Origin of the sequence: Methylotuvimicrobium buryatense, assembly GCF_005931095.1 — a bacterium.
GTDB lineage: Bacteria > Pseudomonadota > Gammaproteobacteria > Methylococcales > Methylomonadaceae > Methylotuvimicrobium > Methylotuvimicrobium buryatense.
Genome location: NZ_CP035467.1, coordinates 1529594 through 1549343, shown reverse-complemented (window position 1 = coordinate 1549343; position 19750 = coordinate 1529594). Strand labels below are relative to the sequence as shown.

The 19750-nt window shown below is 48.7% G+C and carries 19 protein-coding genes; 4 read left to right on the top strand and 15 right to left on the bottom strand.

Annotation, left to right across the window (positions count from 1 at the left end):
• Positions 1-352 precede the first annotated feature (352 nt).
• The 4 genes from EQU24_RS07045 to EQU24_RS07030 all read right to left on the bottom strand — a co-directional run bounded on the left by EQU24_RS07045 (position 353) and on the right by EQU24_RS07030 (position 6184).
• On the bottom strand, positions 353-1273 hold the full coding sequence (locus EQU24_RS07045; RefSeq protein ID WP_017840163.1) for a branched-chain amino acid transaminase: 921 nt from the start codon (positions 1271-1273) through the stop codon (positions 353-355).
• Positions 1274-1310: 37 nt separating this feature from the next.
• Positions 1311-4181 carry a bifunctional [glutamate--ammonia ligase]-adenylyl-L-tyrosine phosphorylase/[glutamate--ammonia-ligase] adenylyltransferase gene (gene glnE / locus EQU24_RS07040; RefSeq protein WP_017840164.1) on the bottom strand — a complete coding sequence of 957 codons (2871 nt, stop codon included), beginning with the start codon at positions 4179-4181 and terminating at the stop codon, positions 1311-1313.
• Between the two features lie 309 nt (positions 4182-4490).
• Positions 4491-5255 carry an ABC transporter permease gene (locus EQU24_RS07035; protein WP_017840165.1) on the bottom strand — a complete coding sequence of 255 codons (765 nt, stop codon included), beginning with the start codon at positions 5253-5255 and terminating at the stop codon, positions 4491-4493.
• Positions 5255-6184 (bottom strand): ABC transporter ATP-binding protein, encoded by a 930-nt coding sequence (locus EQU24_RS07030; RefSeq protein ID WP_017840166.1) that lies wholly within the window; start codon positions 6182-6184, stop codon positions 5255-5257. The genes EQU24_RS07035 and EQU24_RS07030 overlap by 1 nt, the downstream gene beginning before the upstream one ends.
• 161 nt (positions 6185-6345) lie before the next feature.
• Here EQU24_RS07030 and ppx point away from each other — a divergent pair, with 161 nt between their 5' ends.
• Together ppx and EQU24_RS07020 are read left to right on the top strand one after the other, a co-directional pair.
• The gene (ppx, locus tag EQU24_RS07025; RefSeq protein WP_017840167.1) at positions 6346-7845 is read left to right on the top strand and encodes an exopolyphosphatase; all 1500 of its coding nucleotides are present in this window, start codon (positions 6346-6348) and stop codon (positions 7843-7845) included.
• A 6-nt stretch (positions 7846-7851) separates the two neighbouring features.
• Entirely contained in the window at positions 7852-9102 is a 1251-nt protein-coding gene (locus EQU24_RS07020; protein ID WP_017840168.1) for a hypothetical protein, read from the top strand.
• Between the two features lie 45 nt (positions 9103-9147).
• On the opposite strand, the gene EQU24_RS07015 is transcribed toward EQU24_RS07020, so the two are convergent.
• Positions 9148-10152, bottom strand: a complete 1005-nt coding sequence (locus tag EQU24_RS07015) for a cytochrome-c peroxidase (RefSeq protein WP_017840169.1) — start codon at positions 10150-10152, stop codon at positions 9148-9150.
• A gap of 351 nt (positions 10153-10503) precedes the next feature.
• A complete protein-coding gene (locus EQU24_RS07005; RefSeq protein WP_017840170.1) occupies positions 10504-10986 on the bottom strand; it encodes a flavin reductase family protein in 483 nt (160 codons plus the stop codon).
• Positions 10987-11303: 317 nt separating this feature from the next.
• Between EQU24_RS07005 and trxC the strand changes: the two genes are divergently transcribed.
• The gene (gene trxC, locus EQU24_RS07000) at positions 11304-11741 is read left to right on the top strand and encodes a thioredoxin TrxC (protein ID WP_017840171.1); all 438 of its coding nucleotides are present in this window, start codon (positions 11304-11306) and stop codon (positions 11739-11741) included.
• Between the two features lie 172 nt (positions 11742-11913).
• On the opposite strand, the gene EQU24_RS06995 is transcribed toward trxC, so the two are convergent.
• The 8 genes from EQU24_RS06995 to EQU24_RS06960 all read right to left on the bottom strand — a co-directional run bounded on the left by EQU24_RS06995 (position 11914) and on the right by EQU24_RS06960 (position 17605).
• Positions 11914-12216 carry a chaperone modulator CbpM gene (locus EQU24_RS06995; protein ID WP_017840172.1) on the bottom strand — a complete coding sequence of 101 codons (303 nt, stop codon included), beginning with the start codon at positions 12214-12216 and terminating at the stop codon, positions 11914-11916.
• Between the two features lies 1 nt (position 12217).
• Positions 12218-13171: a DnaJ C-terminal domain-containing protein gene (locus EQU24_RS06990; RefSeq protein ID WP_017840173.1), complete on the bottom strand. Its 954-nt coding sequence runs from the start codon at positions 13169-13171 to the stop codon at positions 12218-12220.
• Between the two features lie 612 nt (positions 13172-13783).
• Positions 13784-14032: an FAD assembly factor SdhE gene (locus tag EQU24_RS06985; RefSeq protein WP_017840174.1), complete on the bottom strand. Its 249-nt coding sequence runs from the start codon at positions 14030-14032 to the stop codon at positions 13784-13786.
• Positions 14032-14817 carry a succinate dehydrogenase iron-sulfur subunit gene (locus tag EQU24_RS06980; protein ID WP_017840175.1) on the bottom strand — a complete coding sequence of 262 codons (786 nt, stop codon included), beginning with the start codon at positions 14815-14817 and terminating at the stop codon, positions 14032-14034. Before EQU24_RS06980 ends, EQU24_RS06985 begins: the two co-directional genes overlap by 1 nt.
• Positions 14817-16601 (bottom strand): succinate dehydrogenase flavoprotein subunit, encoded by a 1785-nt coding sequence (gene sdhA / locus EQU24_RS06975; protein WP_017840176.1) that lies wholly within the window; start codon positions 16599-16601, stop codon positions 14817-14819. The genes EQU24_RS06980 and sdhA overlap by 1 nt, the downstream gene beginning before the upstream one ends.
• Positions 16602-16603: 2 nt before the next feature.
• Positions 16604-16984: a succinate dehydrogenase, hydrophobic membrane anchor protein gene (gene sdhD, locus EQU24_RS06970; RefSeq protein WP_017840177.1), complete on the bottom strand. Its 381-nt coding sequence runs from the start codon at positions 16982-16984 to the stop codon at positions 16604-16606.
• Positions 16985-16993: 9 nt separating this feature from the next.
• Positions 16994-17374 carry a succinate dehydrogenase, cytochrome b556 subunit gene (gene sdhC, locus EQU24_RS06965; protein WP_017840178.1) on the bottom strand — a complete coding sequence of 127 codons (381 nt, stop codon included), beginning with the start codon at positions 17372-17374 and terminating at the stop codon, positions 16994-16996.
• A gap of 60 nt (positions 17375-17434) precedes the next feature.
• Positions 17435-17605, bottom strand: coding sequence for a DUF1674 domain-containing protein (locus tag EQU24_RS06960; protein WP_017840179.1), 171 nt, complete (start codon positions 17603-17605; stop codon positions 17435-17437).
• A 518-nt stretch (positions 17606-18123) separates the two neighbouring features.
• On the opposite strand from EQU24_RS06960, the gene EQU24_RS06955 reads away from it, so the two are divergent.
• Positions 18124-19008, top strand: a complete 885-nt coding sequence (locus EQU24_RS06955) for a GGDEF domain-containing protein (protein WP_017840180.1) — start codon at positions 18124-18126, stop codon at positions 19006-19008.
• Between the two features lie 208 nt (positions 19009-19216).
• Here EQU24_RS06955 and EQU24_RS06950 read toward each other — a convergent pair whose 3' ends face one another.
• Positions 19217-19750 carry an REP-associated tyrosine transposase gene (locus EQU24_RS06950; RefSeq protein ID WP_026130108.1) on the bottom strand — a complete coding sequence of 178 codons (534 nt, stop codon included), beginning with the start codon at positions 19748-19750 and terminating at the stop codon, positions 19217-19219.

Genomic DNA, 19750 nt, shown 5'->3' with positions numbered 1-19750 from the left:
TTCATGCTCGTTCCTTAGCTAATGTGACTTCGGTACCATTTATTGTTACCTAACGTACCCGACTTCGAAATCGCGATCTGGGGATCGCTCCCACAGAGCACCCTACCCCCTTGTGGGAGCGACGCCTTCGTCGCGATTTCGAAGCCACTGATGTTCAATATCCGCAGATTTATCAAACAGCACCGCTTCCAAGTATACGGCGACCTCTGTTTAGCAAGTTTACCGATATTTGGGTATAACGGCGAGCGGTCCTCCATGGGAACCCATACCTTCGCTGCCGAGGCAAGATCGGTATGCATTCCCTCGCTGAGCGTGGGAACAGTAGCGAATAGGGAAGTTATACAGCCATATCCTAAACGTAACTCAACCATTCTTGATGGTCGGCGCGTCTGCCATGCACGTAGTCGAAATACAGCGTTTGCAGTTTTTCGGTTATAGGTCCTCTAGTACCGTTTCCGATGGACCGACCGTCCAATTCGCGGATCGGCGTCACTTCGGCTGCGGAACCCGTAAAGAAGGCTTCGTCGGCGACATAGATTTCGTCGCGCGTGATACGTTTTTCAGACACTTCAAAGCCCTGCTCTCTCGCAATCGTTATTACCGTATCGCGGGTAATGCCTTCAAGCGCCGAAGTAGTTTCCGGAGTATAAATTTTACCGTTACGAACGATAAATAAATTTTCGCCGCTGCCTTCCGCCGCAAAACCTTCATGATCGAGCAATAAAGCTTCGTCATAACCGGTCGCCAAAGCTTCCTGGAGAGCCAAGATCGAGTTGATATAATTGCCGTTCGCCTTGGCCTTGCACATCGTACTATTGACATGATTGCGCGTATAAGAGGATGTCCTGACGCGAATGCCTCGCTCCATGTTTTCGGCGCCGAGATAAGCGCCCCATTGCCAGGCCGCGATCATGATATGCACTTTCAGGTTATCGGCTCGAAGCCCCATTCCTTCGGAACCGTAAAAACACATGCTTCTGATATAGGCGGTTTCCAGATTATTTTTGGAAACAGCTTCGCAATGCGCTTGATTGAGCTCTTCCTTACCGTAAGGCATGGTCATATTGAGAATCTTTGCGGAACGAAACAATCGGTCGGTATGTTCGGCCAACCTGAAAATCGCCGTGCCTTGCTCGGTCTTATAAGCCCGTAAACCTTCGAAAACGCCGGCACCGTAATGCAGCGTGTGCGTCAACACATGGACTTTGGCCTCCCGCCACTCCACCCATTTGCCGTCCAACCAAATCAGCCCGTCTCTATCGTCCATCGTCATTATCGTGTCTCCACTTCAACTTGAAAAATGCTTGTCATTATTCCATCACCTGTTGCCATATGCGTTCCACATGAGCTCTCAATACTGCAAAATCCTCTTCCGAAGCCACGGCCTTATCACCTTGCAGTGCTTGTTTGTGCCCGTAGTCGCGATAGCAACAATAAGCCCGTTTGAGCTGCTCGGTCACCGGCTCCGATAAAGTCCCGATTTGAGCCAACCCATCCAACAATCGAACATTATCGGTATAGGTTACCAAGGACCCGTTAGCTGCCGCCTGATCTAAAATGCAGAATTGTACTATAAACTCAATATCGGCAATACCACCTTTGCTTTGTTTTAAGTCGAACTCGCCGGCTTTGGTCGTATCGAGATTTTCACGCATTTTTTCGCGCATCTCACGCACTTCCTTTTTCAAGGAATAATGATCCCGGGGCATGCACAGAATTCTGTTGCGAATCGCCTCGAACTCGGTTTTTATCGCAGGGTCGCCGGCAATAAAGCGCCCTCTCACCAAGGCTTGATGTTCCCAAGTCCAAGCATTATCGCGCAGATAGTCCTCGTAAACATCGACATGATTGACCAATAAGCCGGCATTGCCGCTTGGCCGCAAACGCATGTCGACTTCATACAAAATCCCGGACAACAGACGCGTATTGAGCATCTGCATGACTTTTTGCCCGAGCCGCCCGTAAAAATGCGAACAACTGATCGGTTTAGCGCCGTCGGTCAGCGCATGAGTATCCTTGCTGTCGTACAAAAAGACCATATCAAGGTCGGAACCATAGCCTAGCTCGATACCGCCCAATTTACCGAAACCCAAAACACCAAAGCCGATCGAAACATTATCGGTATTCGGCGGAGCGCCGTGTTTGTCGGTCATGATCCGCCAACATAGCGAGACGGTGCGCTCGACAATTGTTTCGGCGATATAGGTCAAATAATCGCTGACCACCATGATAGGGATAATACCCATGATATCGGCGGCGGCTACCCTAAGCAGATTGATATGCTTAAACTTACGGAGCACCATCATCAATTGCTCTGTATCTTGAATGTTGATATCGGCCAACATCTCGGCAAGTTCGGCTTGCAAGGCTTGCTTTTTCAGAGGTTCGTACAACGAACGGGTATCGAGCAATTCATCGAACAACACCGGATAGTGAGCCAAATAATCGCAAATCCAAGGACTTGCCGCGGACAATTTGACCAATTGCGTCAGCGCTTCGGGATTTTCGTAGAGCAATGATAAGTAGACATTGCGCCCGGCTACCGCTTCGAATAAACGTAAAAGACGCTTCAAGGTTTCATCCGGGTTTTCGACTTGCCGCACCGACTCCAGCAGTTGCGGCATCAAGCGGTCCAGCACAGCCGCCCCTTTGGCGGTGAGCCGTTTGACAGCCGGCGATTTCTTGAATTCACGGATTTGAAGCAATATTTCTTCGGCACTGCTAAACCCTAAATCCAGCAGTTGCAAACAAAGCTCTTCGTCGTCCGCATGCCCAGCCCAAATCGATTCGGCCTCGAGATTTCTTTTATCTTGTTTGGAAAGCGAAAAAACCAGATCGAATTCGTCATGGACTTGCCGGCGAATATCGTCCAGCTTCGCTTTAAATTGCGGCCAATCAGAAAAACCCATTGAATAAGCCAGGATGAGTTGAACCGGGGGATCTTGCGGCAGATCGTGAGTTTGTCGGTCTTGATATTGTTGAATGTGATTTTCGGCTTCGCGCAGAAACCGGTAATGACCGATCAATTGCTCGGCATCCTGGGGCGCCAATAACTCCATCTCGCCCAACCGCTGTAAAACCTCGAGGATACGTCTATTTTGCAAAGACTTTTCCTGGCCGCCGCGGATTAATTGAAAAGCTTGTCCGATAAATTCGATTTCGCGAATGCCGCCGGGACCGAGTTTAATATTGTCGAGCCTGTCCTTGCGCTGCAACTCTTGCGTGATTTTATACTTTAACGAACGCAGTTCCTCGAACGCGCCGTAATCGAGATAACGGCGATACACGAATGCATGCAGCATCTTCATCAATTGCGGACCGGTGTATTCATCCCCTGCAACCTGACGGGCTTTGATCATCGCATAGCGTTCCCATTCGCGCGCCTGGGTCAGATAATAATTTTCCATGCCGTCGAAGTTCATGATCACAGGACCGCTATCGCCAAACGGCCGAAGCCTGATATCGGTTCTGAACACGAAACCGTCGGCAGTGGTTTCATCCAACATCTTGACCAGCTTACGGCAAATTTTGCTGAAAAATTCGCCATACGTGGTTTGTTTTCTATCGCTTAAAACTCCGTCTTCGGCGAATGCGAAAATCAAATCGATATCGGAAGAATAGTTCAATTCATAGGCGCCGAGCTTACCCATGCCGAGCACCACCATTTGCTGGGCTTGGCCGCTTGTAAGCATTGGCGTGCCGAATTTATCGCAGGCTTGCCGGTATAAAAAATCCAAGACAAAACGAATGCAAGCTTCGGCTAGCCATGTCAACTCATGCAAGGTTTCTTCGAGCGTCGCCCAACCGGCCAGATCGCGCCAGGCAATACGGACCATTTCCCTATTACGCAAGCGTCGCAGCGACACCATCAATTCGGCTTCGCTCTCATCCGTCAATTTCGATAGCTTTTCGGCATACTGCGTCTCGGCATAAGCCTTAAACAACTCGTCCGACTCGATCAAATCGAACAACATTTCGGGTCGGCGAATGCAACTATCGGCCACGAAAAGGCTCGATGTCCAAACCTTAACCCACGAAGCTAATAAGAGTTCGGGATAATCCGGAACGGTCGTTAATAATGCGGTTTGCTCGTCCCATTGCTGCAATTTTGCCTGCACGTTTTCACTCAGTTCAGGAGGGAGCTTTTGCAATTGCGATTGAAGTTGGTCGATTAAAGTCATAGATAGTCGAAGAATTGAATAAGGCGGATACGCAAGAGCTTTTTATCCTAGAAAAAGCATTTCACCATGAAGATCATGAAGAATAAGGGAGTCAATTTAATAACTTATTACCTGATTAGCAAGATGCTTCAGCTTGCCGAAGCCAAGTGTCCGAGCTGAGGCCAGTTGTAGCCGCAGCCACTTCTGCGGGACGGGGTTGAAAACCCTGTCCTGCTAGGATCTCCTGGTTTTTGGGCTTTAGCTGAAGAAACTTGCTAATCAGGACTTGTTATCCGTTTAGTATTAATTTCAACTTTACGAGAACATAACCTAATTTTTTATACCGACGCCTTTATGCAACAAATACAGACTAAATAGAGAAAGAAAAACGATAAAACCGCCGGTAATCGCAAACGCTATTTGAATATCGACATCGGTCACGTCGATCAGGCCATAACGAAAGGCGTTAATCATGTAGAGTATCGGATTACCCAACGAGATTTTTTGCCAGATGCCCGGCAGCATCGATACCGAATAAAACACGCCGCCGAGATAACTCAACGGCGTGAGCACGAAACTAGGTATGATCGCAATATCGTCGAAACTGTCGGCAAATACCGCATTGATGAAACCGGCCAATGAAAACAAGGTTGCGGTCAACACGAATACGGCAACGGCAATCCAAGGATGAGCGACATCAATGCGAGTAAACAGCAGCGAAATTAAGGCAACGACCAAACCGACCATAACGCCTCTAACGATACCGCCGCAGACATAACCGGCCAGAATCACCCAATTCGGCACCGGTGCAACCAACAGCTCTTCGATATGCCGCTGAAATTTAGTCGAATAAAACGACGAAACGACATTCGCGTAGGAATGGCTAATCACCGACATTAAAATAATTCCGGGTACGATGTATTCCATATAACTCGCGCCATCGATAGCACCGATGCGATCGCCGATCAATTTACCGAAGATCAAAAAATACAATGCTGTGGTTACGGCCGGCGGCAAGAGTGTTTGCGGCCAGATGCGGGTAAATCGGCGCACTTCTTTGACTACGATGGTTTTGAATGCAATAGCGCTGTTCATTAAGTGGCTCCTTGCTGCTTCGTCGAATCGATCAAATCCATAAACAATTGCTCGAGCCGATTCGATTTATTTTTGAGACTGGCGACCTGAATGTTTTGTTCGGACAGCAACGCAAACAACTTATTCAGCCCCTCCTCTTTCGGCACGCCGACGTCCAATGAACGCTCGGACAGTCTTTCGATTTGATAGCCGGGTATCACTGGTGCCGAAGCTATCGGAGCGGCCAAATCCAATAAGAAATGATTGACATGCAAGCGTTCCAACAATCCGGCCATATCAGAATGTTCGACGATACGCCCATGATTGATGATTGCAATATTGCGGCACAGGCTTTCGGCCTCTTCAAGATAGTGCGTCGTCAAAATAATCGTCGTGCCCTGCCGGTTGACTTCCTGCATCATTTCCCACATCGAACGCCTGATTTCTATATCCACGCCGGCAGTCGGTTCATCGAGAATCAATAATTTCGGCGCATGCACCATTGCCCTGGCGATCATCAAGCGCCGTTTCATACCTCCCGACAATCGCCTCGACACATCGTTGCGCTTATCCCATAAATCCATTTGCTTCAAACAAATTTCGGTGCGCCGAATCGCTTCTTGACGCGGCATGCCGTAATAGCCGGCCTGATTAAGTACAATCTGTCGCGGCGTTTCGAATTGATTGAAATTGACTTCTTGCGGCACGATGCCGATACAGTTTTTAGCCTGATTTCGTTGTTTCTTCAAATCGTAATCGAATATCGTCACATCTCCGCCAGATGCTGTGACAAGAGAACTGACGATACCGATAGTGGTCGATTTACCTGCGCCGTTCGGCCCGAGCAATGCAAAAAAATCGCCGGCTTGAACATCGAGATCGATGCCTTGCAACGCTTGAAAACCGTTATTATAAATTTTAGTAAGATTACGAATGGATAGAGCATTCATCGGAAAAGTAACACTTAACGCAAACCTGCAAATAAGTTAAATTAGGCGCCTGCCCGCCGTATATTACGATACGCGTTTGGCTTCGATATTTCGATTTAGCAGACAAAACCGTGCAATTCTATCAGAAACCCAACATTCTCGCCGACTAAACTGGAAAGACAGTGCCTCAAAAAATACCCGAAATCGTAGCCGCCGTGGACCTCGGGTCCAACAGCTTCCATATGATCGTGTGCAGCTTAAAAGACGGCAAACTACATATTATCGACCGAATCAAAGAAATGGTCCGACTAGCTTCCGGTCTCGATAAAAAGAATCATTTAAATTTGACCACACAGAAAAGAGCCCTCGAATGTCTTGAGCGATTCGGTCAGCGCATTGGTAATCTTCCTCCCGAAAGCGTTCGTTGCGTCGGGACTAGTACCTTACGCAACGCGACGAATTCAAGACAATTCATTCTCAAAGCCGAACGCGCATTAGGCCACCCGATTCATATCATTTCCGGCGTCGAAGAAGCGCGCTTGATTTATCAGGGTGTCGCCTACAGCTTAAGCAGCAGCGCCACGAAACGATTCGTGATGGATATCGGCGGCGGCAGCACCGAATATATCATCGGCACCGATGATAAGCCACGAATCAAGGAAAGTTTGAATATGGGCTGCGTGTCGGTCAGCAACTTGTTTTTCCCGGACGGCAAACTGTCCGTACAAGCGGTCAATGACGCACTACTGTTTGCCCAACAAAAACTCGAACCCCATCAAAAGTTTTATAACCGAAAAAACTGGGATGAAGCCATCGGCGCGTCGGGTAGTTTAAGGGCTATTCAAAAAGTCTTGGAAGCTACCGGTTGGAGCAATAACGGCATTACGCAAGATGGGCTCGACAAGTTAATGGAACGAATCAGATCGGCAAAGCACATTAACGAACTGAACCTACCGGAACTCGACCCGGAACGCTTGCCGGTATTCCCTGGCGGCGCCGTGATCGTCGCCGCAACCTTCAAAGCCTTGGGTATCGAGCAAATGACGATATCCGATGGCGCTTTACGCGAGGGTTTGGTCTATGACCTATTGGGGCGCATCTATAATCGGGACATACGTTCCGAGACCGTGCAAATGCTAAGCGAACGCTATCACACCGATCAAGCTCATGCGGACCGCATTAAAAAAACATTACATACGATGCTGAAACAAATCGAACTTTTTTCGGATGACGATAACAAAGAAAACGGCATTAACTTTTTGAATTGGGCCGCCGACTTGCATGAAATGGGCCGAGACATCGCACACAGCCAATACCATAAACATGGCGCCTATATTATCGCTAATGCCGATCTTGCCGGCTTTTCCAAACAGGATCAAGCCATAGTATCGGTTTTAATTAAATCGCATCGCAGAAAATTTTCAATGGAACGCTTCGAAGGACTTTCCGACCCATGGCGACAATATGCGCCGTTCATGACAATATTGCTTAGACTTGCGATATTGCTCCACCGCAATCGTAATGACATTGAATTACCCGAATTTTCAATAACAATCGTTAAAACTAAACTAAAATTAACCTTCCCTGAAGACTGGCTCGACCAGTCGCCGCTGACCCGTGCCGATTTAAAAAAAGAGGCCGATTATCTAAAGGCAGCCGGATTCAAACTATCCTGTTGCTAACTTTTAATGTTACTGCTTACCCGTTTTTTATTCGCCTTATTCACCGCACCGCCGGTACTTTTGGCCTTAGTCATACTGTATGCAGTAGAGCCCGAACCTTCGGTTCAAGCCGATTGGCAAATGAATGACGAGGATATCGAACGGGCTAAAGAAATTTTCGAAGGCAGCCCGGTTAGCGACAACATCAGAACTGTCGAGCTAAACGAACGGGATTTGAACATAGCGCTGGACTACATTCTCGATAATTATCTAAGCAGTCATTCAATACTTACACTTGATGATACATCGATAGGTTTTAAAATATCACTGCACTTACCGAAAAATCTCTTCGGTAAATATCTTAATCTGCAGTTCAACTTAGCCAAAACGAACGGCTCGACACACATTCATTCATTAAAGATTGGGCTCGTCGAATTCGCCGACGAACTTGCCGAGTGGCTGATTAAGAAAACCATCAAATATGCCCACCTAAAACAGCACTATATACTCGTAACCGAGCAAATTCTGGATTTTCATTTCACCAAAGAAAACCTGAGATTAACCTACATCACCGATCCGGCTTTCGCCGAACACACGGCCGATTTATTACATCGCGCCAAAGACCGTCAATCGATGATTTTTTATCAACAAAAACTGACCGAAGTGATCGATAATCACGATCCTGAGTGGCTTTTATCGCTAGCGGACCTGATTCAACCGCTGTTCAAACTCGCCCATCAACGATCCAGCCTAAAGACGGCCATCAAGGAAAACCGAATCGTGATTTTCACGATCAACAGCTATGTCAACAAACACGAAACGATGCCCTATCTACCTAGAAATATCACCGCCAAGCCGCACACTGAATATCCGGTATTTTTGTATCGAAGAATCGATCTAGCCAAGCATTTCATCGCATCGGCAACACTAACCGCAACCGGCGGCGGTCATTTGGCGAATATGATAGGACTGGAAAAAGAATTGAGTGATGCGAGAAGCGGCAGCGGGTTTAGTTTTGTCGATTTAGCCGGCAATCGTGCCGGCATGCGTTTCGGTCAACTGGCCGTATCGAACCCTGAAAATGCGCGCCGTTTGCAGCAGGCGATGGCTGAAATCAAAGACTACACGGCGTTCATGCCGGATGTCAGGGATTTGCCTGAAAACCTAGACCGATCCGCGTTCAAAAAAAACTACGGAACGGTTTACAGCCCGAAATATCAAGACATGTTGATGTTGATTGATAATCGTATCGATCAACTGGAGATCTATCAGGATTAGCGAACGTCTAGCGCAACAAGCTAGACGTTCGAATTAAATAAAAGCTTATTTGGCAAGACGCCCCGGAGTACTCGGCAATATCGGCATACTTTGTTTTGGAAATTGCCCCGTCAGTCCGTTCAAGAACGCAACGATATCTTCAATATCCTCATCCGGTAAATCTTTGTCCAACTGCAATTTGCCCATCACTTTAACGGCTTTCTCCAAAGTAGAGACCGAACCGTTATGGAAATAAGGTGCGGTTAACGCTATGTTGCGCAAAGTCGGTACTTTCCACATATGTTCGTCTTCTGGATTATTGGTAACTTCGGCGCGGCCTTTGTCTCTTTTGAATTTATATTGCGCTTCAAAATAACCGTTGCTGTTCACAGGAAATTTTTGATACGTACCTGCACCGTTGAATGCCGGCCCGCTATGACAAGCCGTGCAACCCAGTTCAGCCATTTTATTCATGCCGCGAACTTGTTGTTCGGTGAGGGCCGATTTGTCGCCATTGACATATTTATCATAAGGGCTGTTCGGAGTAATTAGCGTTCTTTCATAAGCGGCTATCGCCTTGGTAACGTTTTCTTGGCTGATCGAATTTTCACCGAACACCTTAGTAAACGCCTCATGATAACCCTCGATAGCTTTCAAACGGGCAACCACGGCGTCCCAGTCTTTCATACCCATTTCGATAGGATTGGCCACGGGGCCTGCGGCCTGTTCCTCGAGACTCGCAGCACGGCCGTCCCAAAACTGCACTTTGTTGAAGGCCGCATTCCAAACAGTCGGCGCGCTTCTGCCACCGGTCTGGGCGTTTACGCCCATAGAATTCGGACGATTGTCCTCGCCGCCGAGCATCGTGTTGTGACAAGAAGCACAAGACACAGTACCCGTTGAAGACAAGCGAGGGTCATGATAAAGCATTTGACCTAGTGCCACTTTTTCAGCAGTCGTTGGATTATCGGCAGGCTCCGGCGCCTTCGTGGGCAATGCTTCCCAAGCATAAGCACCCGATACCGAACCGGCTAAAACCAGAGCTGTCACCAGCGAACGAATTTTAAACATACTATCCTCCTAATTATTATTAAACTTATTAAACGACATAAGTCGACATATACTTCGCGCGGCCACATTTTCGGCTTTCTGACTCGCTCTTTTGTCCGATAGCTGCGTTACGAAAACAGTTACATAGCTTGCTATGCGCCTGTTTTCGCGCCTTGCTACCGAACAAAATAGCATTGCCATAAAATCCGTAACCATGGCCGCGCGAAGTATAACCGGAACATCAATTCGCGATGAATGATCGAACCAGCTTTGCACACTGCACACGAATTGTATGCCAAGCAATCAGTTAGGTAAAACCGAAATCGTTACATCGCGCCAACCGCATAACGTAGCGCGCTCAATGCCTTAACCTTATTCCGACAAAGCGCGATAAGCCGACCGGAAATAAAGCAACGGCGAACCTGATCGGCACACGACATCCTGTACTTCGCCAATCATAATCCAATGAGTGCCCGCTTTGACTTTTTCGACAACCTTGCATTCCAGACTTGCGAGGCAATCGTTTAAAATCGGCATACCGCAAATGCCATTTTCCCACGATACATTCGCAAAACGCTCTTCCTGACTAGCGCCGCCGGCAAATTGATTAGAAACCTCTTCTTGTTCCGCAGTGAGAATATTGACCGCGAAATGCCGACTTTCTTCAATACCGTCACCGGTATCCGCATTTTCATTGATGCAAACCAAAATTTGCGGCGGCTCCAGCGAAACACTGCAAAAAGAAGTTGCGGTCATGCCTTGCGTGCCGTAGCGTTCGGTATTTGTTGTAATAACCGTCACACCGCTCGCCCAAAGTTGCAGAGCGTTTTTAAATTCATTTGCTTCAACAGCCATTTTTTTCTTTGTATCCTTTTTAAGTGATTGGACAGATGCCGATTGAATATAAGGCCGGACATTATAGGGTAAATTGTTTTCATATTGAAAAACTTAGTCGGTTTTTCGAGAAGATAGGAACATAGCATGACATCAAAACGATGCCAATAAAAAGCTCGGTTAGTTGACTGAAAGCTCATTAATACGAAAAAATCCGACCGGAACCAACCTGACGATGTTAACTTTATTCACAAAAGATGTTTGAATCGTATTAAAAGACCATAATAGACATTCTATAAAAGCAAGTCGATTCCCAAGAACAATCCCGAGAAAAAGCGATGAAGTCAATCCATATTGCCTGCCCTGATTGTAATGCGATCAATCGGTTATCGTCGGAGCGCATCAAAGACCATCCTGTTTGCGGCCGATGCAAAAAACCGTTATTCACCGGAAACCCCATCGAATTAAACGATCAAAATTTTACTCGACATATCGAACGCAACGATATTCCGGTCGTCGTCGATTTTTGGGCCCCTTGGTGCGGGCCCTGCAAGACCATGACACCGGTTTTTAAAACCGCCGCAAAAAACCTGGAGCCGGCCTTACGTTTCGCTAAACTAAACACCGATCAAGCACAAGACATTGCCGCGCAATACAGTATTAAAAGTATCCCGACTTTGATTGTATTTGCTTCGGGAAAAGATATTGCCCGACAATCGGGCGCGATGGGGCAAACTGATCTGATTCGTTGGTTGAAGCAATTTTGTAACGCTTAATGAAAGCTTCCACATCTAGCCGGCTAGGTCGAGTTAAGCGGAGTCGAAATCCGACATATCGATGGAGAAAATGTCGGGTTACGCTAGTGATGTAGCCCGGATGAAGTGAAACGAAATCCGGGGCTTTTGAAGCGCCCAATTTCTCGTATTCCGCTTACGATAGCTGTCACACTTAGCTTCCGTACCGTTGCCGTAGCATTTCGATTTCTTCAAGCAGCTCGAGCACCAATGCAGCACCGGGTAGATTTATGCGAAGATCGCGCTGAAGCCGTTGAACGGCTTGAAGCCTTTTCAGCGCGTCCGCCCCGAAACGCCAGTCGCCGATTTGAGAACCTTCCGGCTCCAAAACGCCCTCCTCGACCAGTTCGATTATCCACTCGGCGCTGGTTTGTCCGAGCATGCACAATTCAAGCAACGTAAAACGGGTATTATCATCCAGAACGGTTACGCTGCTTATGATAATTTCATTGCTCATACTAGACTCCCATCCCGACTCTCGGATTCAGCGGCATCGCTTTTGCCATTTGTTCGTAAATCGCTTTATCGGCATCAGACTTGGCTGGAGGCACGACAACTTTCAAAACGGCAAACTGATCGCCGGGCGGATTGCCGGGTAAGCCTCGCCCTTTCAACCGCAGCTTATGGGCGGTTTGCGAACCGGGCGGTATTTTCAATTCGACCGCGCCGCCCAGCGTCGGCACGGCAACCGTTGCGCCCAAGGCAGCCTCCCAAGGCGTTACCGGCAGTTCCAAATAGATATCGAGCCCTTCGGCATGAAAAAGACGATGCTTTCTGAACGCAATTTCGAGATACAAATCGCCTTGCCTACCATGTCCGATGCCGGGCCCGCCTTGACCGGTCAGACGGATTTGTTGCCCAGCCTTCACGCCTTTGGGAATTTTGACGTTCAATGTGCGCGTTTTATTGATCATGCGCCCGGCTTCATCGAGCTCAGGGATTTGTAAGCTAATTAGGCGAGAAGCGCCGTGATAGGCATCTTCGAGATCGATCAGAATTTTAGCGCGATGGTCTTGTCCTTGTGCCGAAAACGACCGGCTATAGGCTTGTCTGCCTGCACCGAACGGCCCGCCTCGCCCGAACAGCGATTCGAAAAAGTCGCTGAAACCCGACGTGTCGCCGCCGGTAAAGCCGCCGCCGGAAAATTCGAAACCGACATCCCAATCGGGCGGCGGCGTAAAAGGCTGACCTTCGCGCCATTGACTGCCGATGCGGTCGTAGGCTGCTCTTTTTTGAGGATCTTTCAGGACTTCATAAGCCTCGCCGACTTCCTTGAATTTTTGTTCGGCATCGGGCTCCTTGCTGACATCGGGATGATATTTTCGCGCCAGTTTACGATAGGCGCGCTTGATCTCGTCTTGAGTCGCGGTTTTTTCGACGCCCATTATTTTGTAATAGTCTTTGTATTCCATCGATAAACCTTTCCTTATCTGTTTCTATCCTACAGGTTTCATGACTCCATAGGGTACGCTGCACTTAGAGCACCCTACAATTTATGTGTAAAAACGAGCGACTTAACATGGGGCCGTTTAGTGCCGCTTCTGAGGCACGGGAATCAGAGCGTCCCTGACAGCATTCCCACGCCGGAGCGTCACTGCCATTAAGTTAAGGGCATTTCGTCATTCCGACATGGACTGGCGGAATCCAGTGCCATGGATGGCAGGCTTTTGAAGCACATTAGAGCCTGAATGCCAACATTACTTATTCTGTGACGGCTTAACTTAACCTGATTAGCAAGTTTCTTCAGCTAAAGCCCAAAAACCAGCATATCCCTAGCAGGACGGGGTTTGCAACCCCGTCCTAAACGTTTTGACTTTGGCCGAAGTCAGCCGAAATGTTTAGGGCAAACCGAAACGTTGGGGACGGGTTAAATAACCCGTCCCGCAGAAGGGAATCTCGTCATTCCGCCAGGGATTGGCGGAATCCAGTGCCATGGATGGCAAGCTTTTAGGCACATAAGAGCCTAATATTTATTTAAATTAAGGCAGAGCCTCCAGAGCGTAAAAAAAACAACCGAAAACAGCTCAACGACTGCCTTGCATCAAGCCCCGAATTTTTGCGACTAGCTCCGCTTGCATGCCTGGCGCGGGTTCGCAATCGCCCATCAATAACGGCAAAAGCAACGAATCTTCCAAGTTCAGCAAGGCTAGAAACGTTTTTTTTTCGTCGTCCTCGGCGGCCAAATAACCATACTCGAGATAATTGATCAACATGATATCCAGTTCCAGCGTGCCGCGTCGGCATCTCCAACGAAGTTTGGCCAATTCGCTCATTACCCCAGCTTTCGTTGCACCAGCAGTTTTTTAGTTTCCGCTATCGCCTTGGCCGGATTCAAGCCTTTAGGACAAGTGTCGGTACAGTTCATGATCGTATGACAACGGTACAGCTTGAACGGGTCTTCCAATTCGTCGAGACGTTCGCCGGTACCTTCATCGCGGCTGTCGACTAGCCATCGATAAGCCTGCAACAAAATGGCCGGACCCAAATAGCGCTCGCTGTTCCACCAATAACTCGGACAACTGGTCGAACAGCAAGCACACAGCACGCATTCGTATAGCCCGTCCAGTTTTGCCCTATCCTCCCGGCTCTGTAGCCGTTCGGAATCGGCCGGCGGCGGTGTTTGCGTTGCCATCCACGGTTTGATCGAGGCGTATTGCGCATAGAAATGCGTCATATCGGGAACCAAGTCTTTGACGACCGCCATATGCGGTAACGGAAAAATCTTGATCGTGCCCTTGTATTCGTCGATCGCCTTGGTACATACCAAGGTATTTTTACCGTTGACATTCATCGCACAAGACCCGCAAACCCCTTCGCGGCACGAGCGCCGGAACGTCAAGGTGCTGTCGATCTCGTTTTTAATCTTGATAATGGCATCGAGTACCATCGGGCCGCAACTGCCGACATCGACTTCATAAGCATCGATGCGCGGATTTTCACCCGAATCGGGGTCCCAGCGATACACCTCGAATCGCCTGACATTCGTTGCGCCGTCGGGAGCCTTAAAAAATTTGCCCCGGGTCAACTTGGAATTTTTCGGCAGTGTAAACTCAACCATCAGTAAACCCTCTCTTTCGGCGGAATGGCTTCGACTTCATCGGTCAAGGTGTATAAATGCACCGGCCGATAGTCGATTTTGACTTCATTATCGTTTAACCAAAGCAAACTATGTTTCAGCCAATTCGCATCGTCGCGCTGACTGAAATCCTCACGGGCGTGCCCTCCCCGGCTTTCGGTTCGATTCCCGGCCGCCGCCATCGTCACAACAGCCTGACTCATCAAATTATCCAATTCCAAGGTTTCGACCAGATCGGTATTCCAAATCATCGACTTGTCGGCCACGCTCACATCGGCAAAGGTTTCTCGAATGGCTTTGAGCTGCGAGAGCCCTTCCGCCAATGTCGACCCGGTCCGAAACACGGCCGCCTTGCTTTGCATGACGCGCTGCATGTCGAGACGGATCTCGGATGTCGTTCGGCTGCCGTTGGCATTGCGCAATTTGTCGAACCGCTCCAAGGCCTTGTCGCATGCATCATTCGCGAGCGGTTTATGAGCCGTGCCGGGCTTGATCAATTCAGCGCAGCGAATCGCCGCCGAACGTCCGAAGACGACCAAATCGAGCAGCGAATTAGACCCCAAGCGATTGGCGCCATGCACCGACACGCAAGCCGCTTCGCCGATCGCCATCAAGCCCGGTATCACTTTGTCGGGATCGCCGTCTTTCAGCGTGACGACTTCGGCTTTGTAATTGGTCGGAATGCCGCCCATGTTGTAATGCACGGTCGGCAGTACCGGAATCGGCTCCTTGGTGACATCGACGCCGGCGAATATCCGTGACGTCTCGGCGATTCCCGGCAGACGTTCGTGAATGATCGCCGGATCCAAATGTTCGATGTGTAAATACACATGGTCCTTGAGCGGACCGACACCGCGGCCTTCATTGATTTCGACCGTCATCGCTCGGCTCACGACGTCGCGGGATGCCAGATCTTTCGCCGACGGCGCGTACCTTTCCATGAAGCGTTCGCCTTCGGAGTTGGTCAAATAACCGCCCTCCCCGCGCACGCCTTCGGTAATCAAACAGCCCGAACCGTAAATACCGGTCGGATGAAACTGCACGAACTCCATATCCTGCAATGCCAAACCGGCCCGCAGCACCATCGCATTTCCGTCGCCGGTCACGGTATGCGCCGACGTGCAAGAAAAATAACTGCGCCCGTAACCGCCTGTCGCCAGTACGGTCATGTGACCCTTGAAAAGGTGCAAGGAACCGTCATCCAAACACCAAGCCAGCACGCCCCTGCATTCTTCGCCTTCCATGATCAAATCGAGCGCGATATATTCGACGAAAAATTCGGCGTTATGCTTCAAAGACTGCTGATACAAGGTATGCAAAATCGCATGACCGGTCAGATCGGCCGCCGCGCATGTGCGTTGCGCCTGCCCTTTTCCGAAATGCGTGGTCATGCCACCGAACGCGCGTTGATAAATCTTGCCTTCCGGCGTTCTGGAAAACGGCACGCCGTAATGCTCCAACTCGATCACGGCTGGAATCGCTTCGCGGCACATATATTCGATCGCATCCTGATCGCCCAGCCAGTCCGAACCTTTGACCGTGTCGTACATGTGAAAACGCCAGTCGTCCTCGCCCATGTTGCCGAGCGCGGCGCTGATGCCGCCTTGAGCAGCCACGGTATGACTGCGGGTTGGAAAGACTTTCGAAATACAAGCGGTCTTCAAGCCTTTTTCAACCATCCCGAAAGTCGCACGCAGCCCCGCACCTCCTGCGCCGACCACCACCACGTCGTAACTGTGTTCGATAATCTTATAACTTCCCGTCATGTTTAGCCTGCTAGAGATATTTGTAAAACAGCGAACAATGCCGCGACAGCGATTGCCGTAAACAGTAAATGGCACGTCCAGACCGCAATGATTTTAGCGCCTTCGGCGGAAACATAATCCTCGATGACCACTTGCACGCCCAATGCCGCATGGAAACATACCGCCAAAATCCATAGCGCGATAACAACCGCATTAAACGGCGACGCCAACCAGGTTATCGTTTCTTGATAGGTCGCGGTGGTAGCGAGTTTGAGTAACATAACCAACCAAAACGACAAGGGGATTAAAGCCGCGGCGGTAACGCGCTGCATCCACCAATGTTCGGTACCGGATTTAGCCGAGCCCAAACCGCGCGCTTTCGAAATCGGAGATCGATAGTCCATACTTGACTCCTAAAGAATGAAAAATGCAAAGGTGGCTGCTGTCAAAACCAGCGAAACGAAAAGCTCGATTAGCGCATACCGGTTCAATGTTTCGTTGTCGAAACTGCAACCGGCATCCCAAATCAGATGACGAACGCCGTGACATAAATGAAAAAACAGCGCATACATAAAGCCCCAAAGTACGATTTGCAGCAAAATCGAATCGGTCATCGCCTGCATTGCCGCGAAGGCTTCGGCGCCGCCGGCAATCGCATAAAGCATGCATAAAAATAGGATCAAGCCTAAAGAAAGCATGACGCCGGTCATGCGATGGGTAATGGAAATGAGGCCCGTCAAGGGCAATCGGTAGACTTGTAGATGAGGGGATAAAGGTCTGTTAGTACTGTTCATAACCGCCGCCTGCTGTTATTGAAAGCCACATACTACCCTTAGCATAGGGAATTTTCCAGGTTAAAAGTCGATACACCGGCCTTTCTTTTCCCAATCGCCGTATCGGGTCGGTTCAGGGCCAGGAGCGCCTCCTATTTCGGGAGTAGAATTCGATTGCGTGGAATCCGGCTCTAAAGGCCTTTCTTTGTCTTGCTCGTTGGTTTGGCGTTCTTTATTCGGGTCGTTTTTCATGTCGTTTACTCCTAAATTATATAGCGACTTAAGCCAGGTTCATGGCAGGGCGGGTTGAATAACCATACGCATCAAGCTAAAAACGGCCAACCCGCATCCCGCTCTTTCCCAAGCTCCAGCTTGGGAAACACACCCCGGAAGCTCCAGCTTCCAGAGACCGAAACAACCGCAACCAAACCCGACTTGCTCGTTCAATCTGCCTGATCGTCGGGAAGCTAGAGCTTCCTGAACAGGTTACCCAAGCTGGAGCTTGGGTAACAGCATAAAAGTTTCGACCGTGGCCAAAGCAAGTCGGAACGTTTGGGGCGGGTTGAATAACCCGCCCCGCGCTAGACTTACCGCATTATTCGATTTCCGATTCTTAAACCGGCCTGCAGATAGGGGCGGCAAGATTTTGCCATCGATCCCGTCATGTTATTGACGCAATTAATTCATAACATTGATATAAAAAGATTTTTTATGTTTTGGCACGATCATAGCTGTAATCCTACAAACAAATCTTTATCGAGGATTTAGCCATGCAAAAAAAAGCCGCCAATCTTGCCGTTGTCACTAATAACACATTCGAAGCCTTCAAAGCGGATAATTTGACTCATTATGACATTAGCAGCGCCTTGCAAACCACACTGGAGTTCGATGAATTGGTTCATATCTTCAGTAATAAAATCCAAAATCTGATACCACATAGCGGCTTTGTTTACAGCAACGAAGAATTCGATCTCGAAATCAAAAACGGCATAGTCACTCGAAGCTCATGCTCTTATGCAATGAAAGTCGAAGAACAGCAACTCGGCGAACTAAAATTGATGCGTCGTCAGAAGTTTTCCGAACAAGAATTAACAATGATTGAAACGTTGCTTTGTTGCTTGATTTATCCGCTCAGAAACGCGACCTTATTTCAGCAAGCAATGAATCTGGCATTTACCGATGTGCTAACGCAAACACGAAACCGTTCCGCCTTCAATGACATCGTTCGCCGCGAAATGCGCCTTGCACATAGAAACGGCAACCATCTATCGGTAGTATTTATCGATATCGACCATTTCAAAAGTATCAACGATAATTATGGACATCAATGCGGCGACCTTGCATTAACATCTGTCGCCAAATGGATCAATGAAAGCATTAGAAGCAGCGACATCGTGTTTCGTTATGGCGGCGAGGAATTCGTCGTTCTTCTCAGCGAGACCGATTTAGACGGCGCCGAATTGTTGGCGGAAAGAATTCGGCAAAACATCGAAAATCATATCTTCGCTTACGGACTGGAAACAATACGCATGACCGCAAGCCTCGGCACCAGCACATTACGCGGCGACGACACGCTAGATAAATTTATCGATCGGGCCGATCAAGCCATGTACCGGGCCAAACAAACCGGCAGAAACCGAGTCGTCACGGCTTAGTGATGATTTTTCGCCTGAAACCAAAGCGCCAACATCATCAACAAGCTGTTTCCCAAACTCCAGCTTCACTGCCATTAAGTTAAGGATTTTTCCGTTCGCCCTGAGCCTGTCGAAGGGTGAATGGAAAAATCCTGGGTCGATAAGTTCAGCTGTTTCCCAAGCTCCAGCTTGGGAAACCCAACCCGGAAGCTCCAGCTTCCCGAGACCCTCACCATTGCCGAATCACTTCGATCATCCCTTCTTGCCCTAAATAGTTTCGCGCACTGGAATAACGCCAATGTTCCGGCTTATCTACATAGCCGCGTTTAACGGGGTTTTGATGAATATATTCCAGCTTTTGACGCATAACCTTCTCTGACTCTATTATTTGCGGATGGCTGCCTTCTTCCCAAACCTGATAGTCACTATCATGCTTGTGTACCCGTTTAAATAATGCCAGTAATTCCAATAACCTATTTGAACGATGCTGTTCAAGATGGGCAATGAGTTGTTTTGCCGTGTATGACTTAAATCGTTGGATATCACGGCTTAAATTTTCGGAAGCGGCAATCAGATGTAAGTGATTTTCAAGGATGACATAACCGTAAAGTTGAAAATTGTCATTGCGCTGGAGATAACGCCAGGAGTCAAGCACGATATCGACTAACTTTGGATTTGTGAACAATGGCAGCCAGTGGTTTATTGTTGCTGTCAGGAAATGCGGGCAAGGGTTGGTTAACACTCGATAACTGCTTCTTGGCAT

What these genes read in the sequence shown, in the direction of transcription:
- EQU24_RS07045 (WP_017840163.1), bottom strand. Translation starts at nt 1,273, where the DNA reads ATGACGATGGACGATAGAGACGGGCTGATTTGGTTGGACGGCAAATGG.
- glnE (WP_017840164.1), bottom strand. Translation starts at nt 4,181, where the DNA reads ATGACTTTAATCGACCAACTTCAATCGCAATTGCAAAAGCTCCCTCCT.
- EQU24_RS07035 (WP_017840165.1), bottom strand. Translation starts at nt 5,255, where the DNA reads ATGAACAGCGCTATTGCATTCAAAACCATCGTAGTCAAAGAAGTGCGC.
- EQU24_RS07030 (WP_017840166.1), bottom strand. Translation starts at nt 6,184, where the DNA reads ATGAATGCTCTATCCATTCGTAATCTTACTAAAATTTATAATAACGGT.
- EQU24_RS07020 (WP_017840168.1), top strand. Translation starts at nt 7,852, where the DNA reads ATGTTACTGCTTACCCGTTTTTTATTCGCCTTATTCACCGCACCGCCG.
- EQU24_RS07015 (WP_017840169.1), bottom strand. Translation starts at nt 10,152, where the DNA reads ATGTTTAAAATTCGTTCGCTGGTGACAGCTCTGGTTTTAGCCGGTTCG.
- EQU24_RS07005 (WP_017840170.1), bottom strand. Translation starts at nt 10,986, where the DNA reads ATGGCTGTTGAAGCAAATGAATTTAAAAACGCTCTGCAACTTTGGGCG.
- trxC (WP_017840171.1), top strand. Translation starts at nt 11,304, where the DNA reads ATGAAGTCAATCCATATTGCCTGCCCTGATTGTAATGCGATCAATCGG.
- EQU24_RS06995 (WP_017840172.1), bottom strand. Translation starts at nt 12,216, where the DNA reads ATGAGCAATGAAATTATCATAAGCAGCGTAACCGTTCTGGATGATAAT.
- EQU24_RS06990 (WP_017840173.1), bottom strand. Translation starts at nt 13,171, where the DNA reads ATGGAATACAAAGACTATTACAAAATAATGGGCGTCGAAAAAACCGCG.
- EQU24_RS06985 (WP_017840174.1), bottom strand. Translation starts at nt 14,032, where the DNA reads ATGAGCGAATTGGCCAAACTTCGTTGGAGATGCCGACGCGGCACGCTG.
- EQU24_RS06980 (WP_017840175.1), bottom strand. Translation starts at nt 14,817, where the DNA reads ATGGTTGAGTTTACACTGCCGAAAAATTCCAAGTTGACCCGGGGCAAA.
- sdhA (WP_017840176.1), bottom strand. Translation starts at nt 16,601, where the DNA reads ATGACGGGAAGTTATAAGATTATCGAACACAGTTACGACGTGGTGGTG.
- sdhD (WP_017840177.1), bottom strand. Translation starts at nt 16,984, where the DNA reads ATGGACTATCGATCTCCGATTTCGAAAGCGCGCGGTTTGGGCTCGGCT.
- sdhC (WP_017840178.1), bottom strand. Translation starts at nt 17,374, where the DNA reads ATGAACAGTACTAACAGACCTTTATCCCCTCATCTACAAGTCTACCGA.
- EQU24_RS06960 (WP_017840179.1), bottom strand. Translation starts at nt 17,605, where the DNA reads ATGAAAAACGACCCGAATAAAGAACGCCAAACCAACGAGCAAGACAAA.
- EQU24_RS06955 (WP_017840180.1), top strand. Translation starts at nt 18,124, where the DNA reads ATGCAAAAAAAAGCCGCCAATCTTGCCGTTGTCACTAATAACACATTC.
- EQU24_RS06950 (WP_026130108.1), bottom strand. Translation starts at nt 19,750, where the DNA reads ATGCCAAGAAGCAGTTATCGAGTGTTAACCAACCCTTGCCCGCATTTC.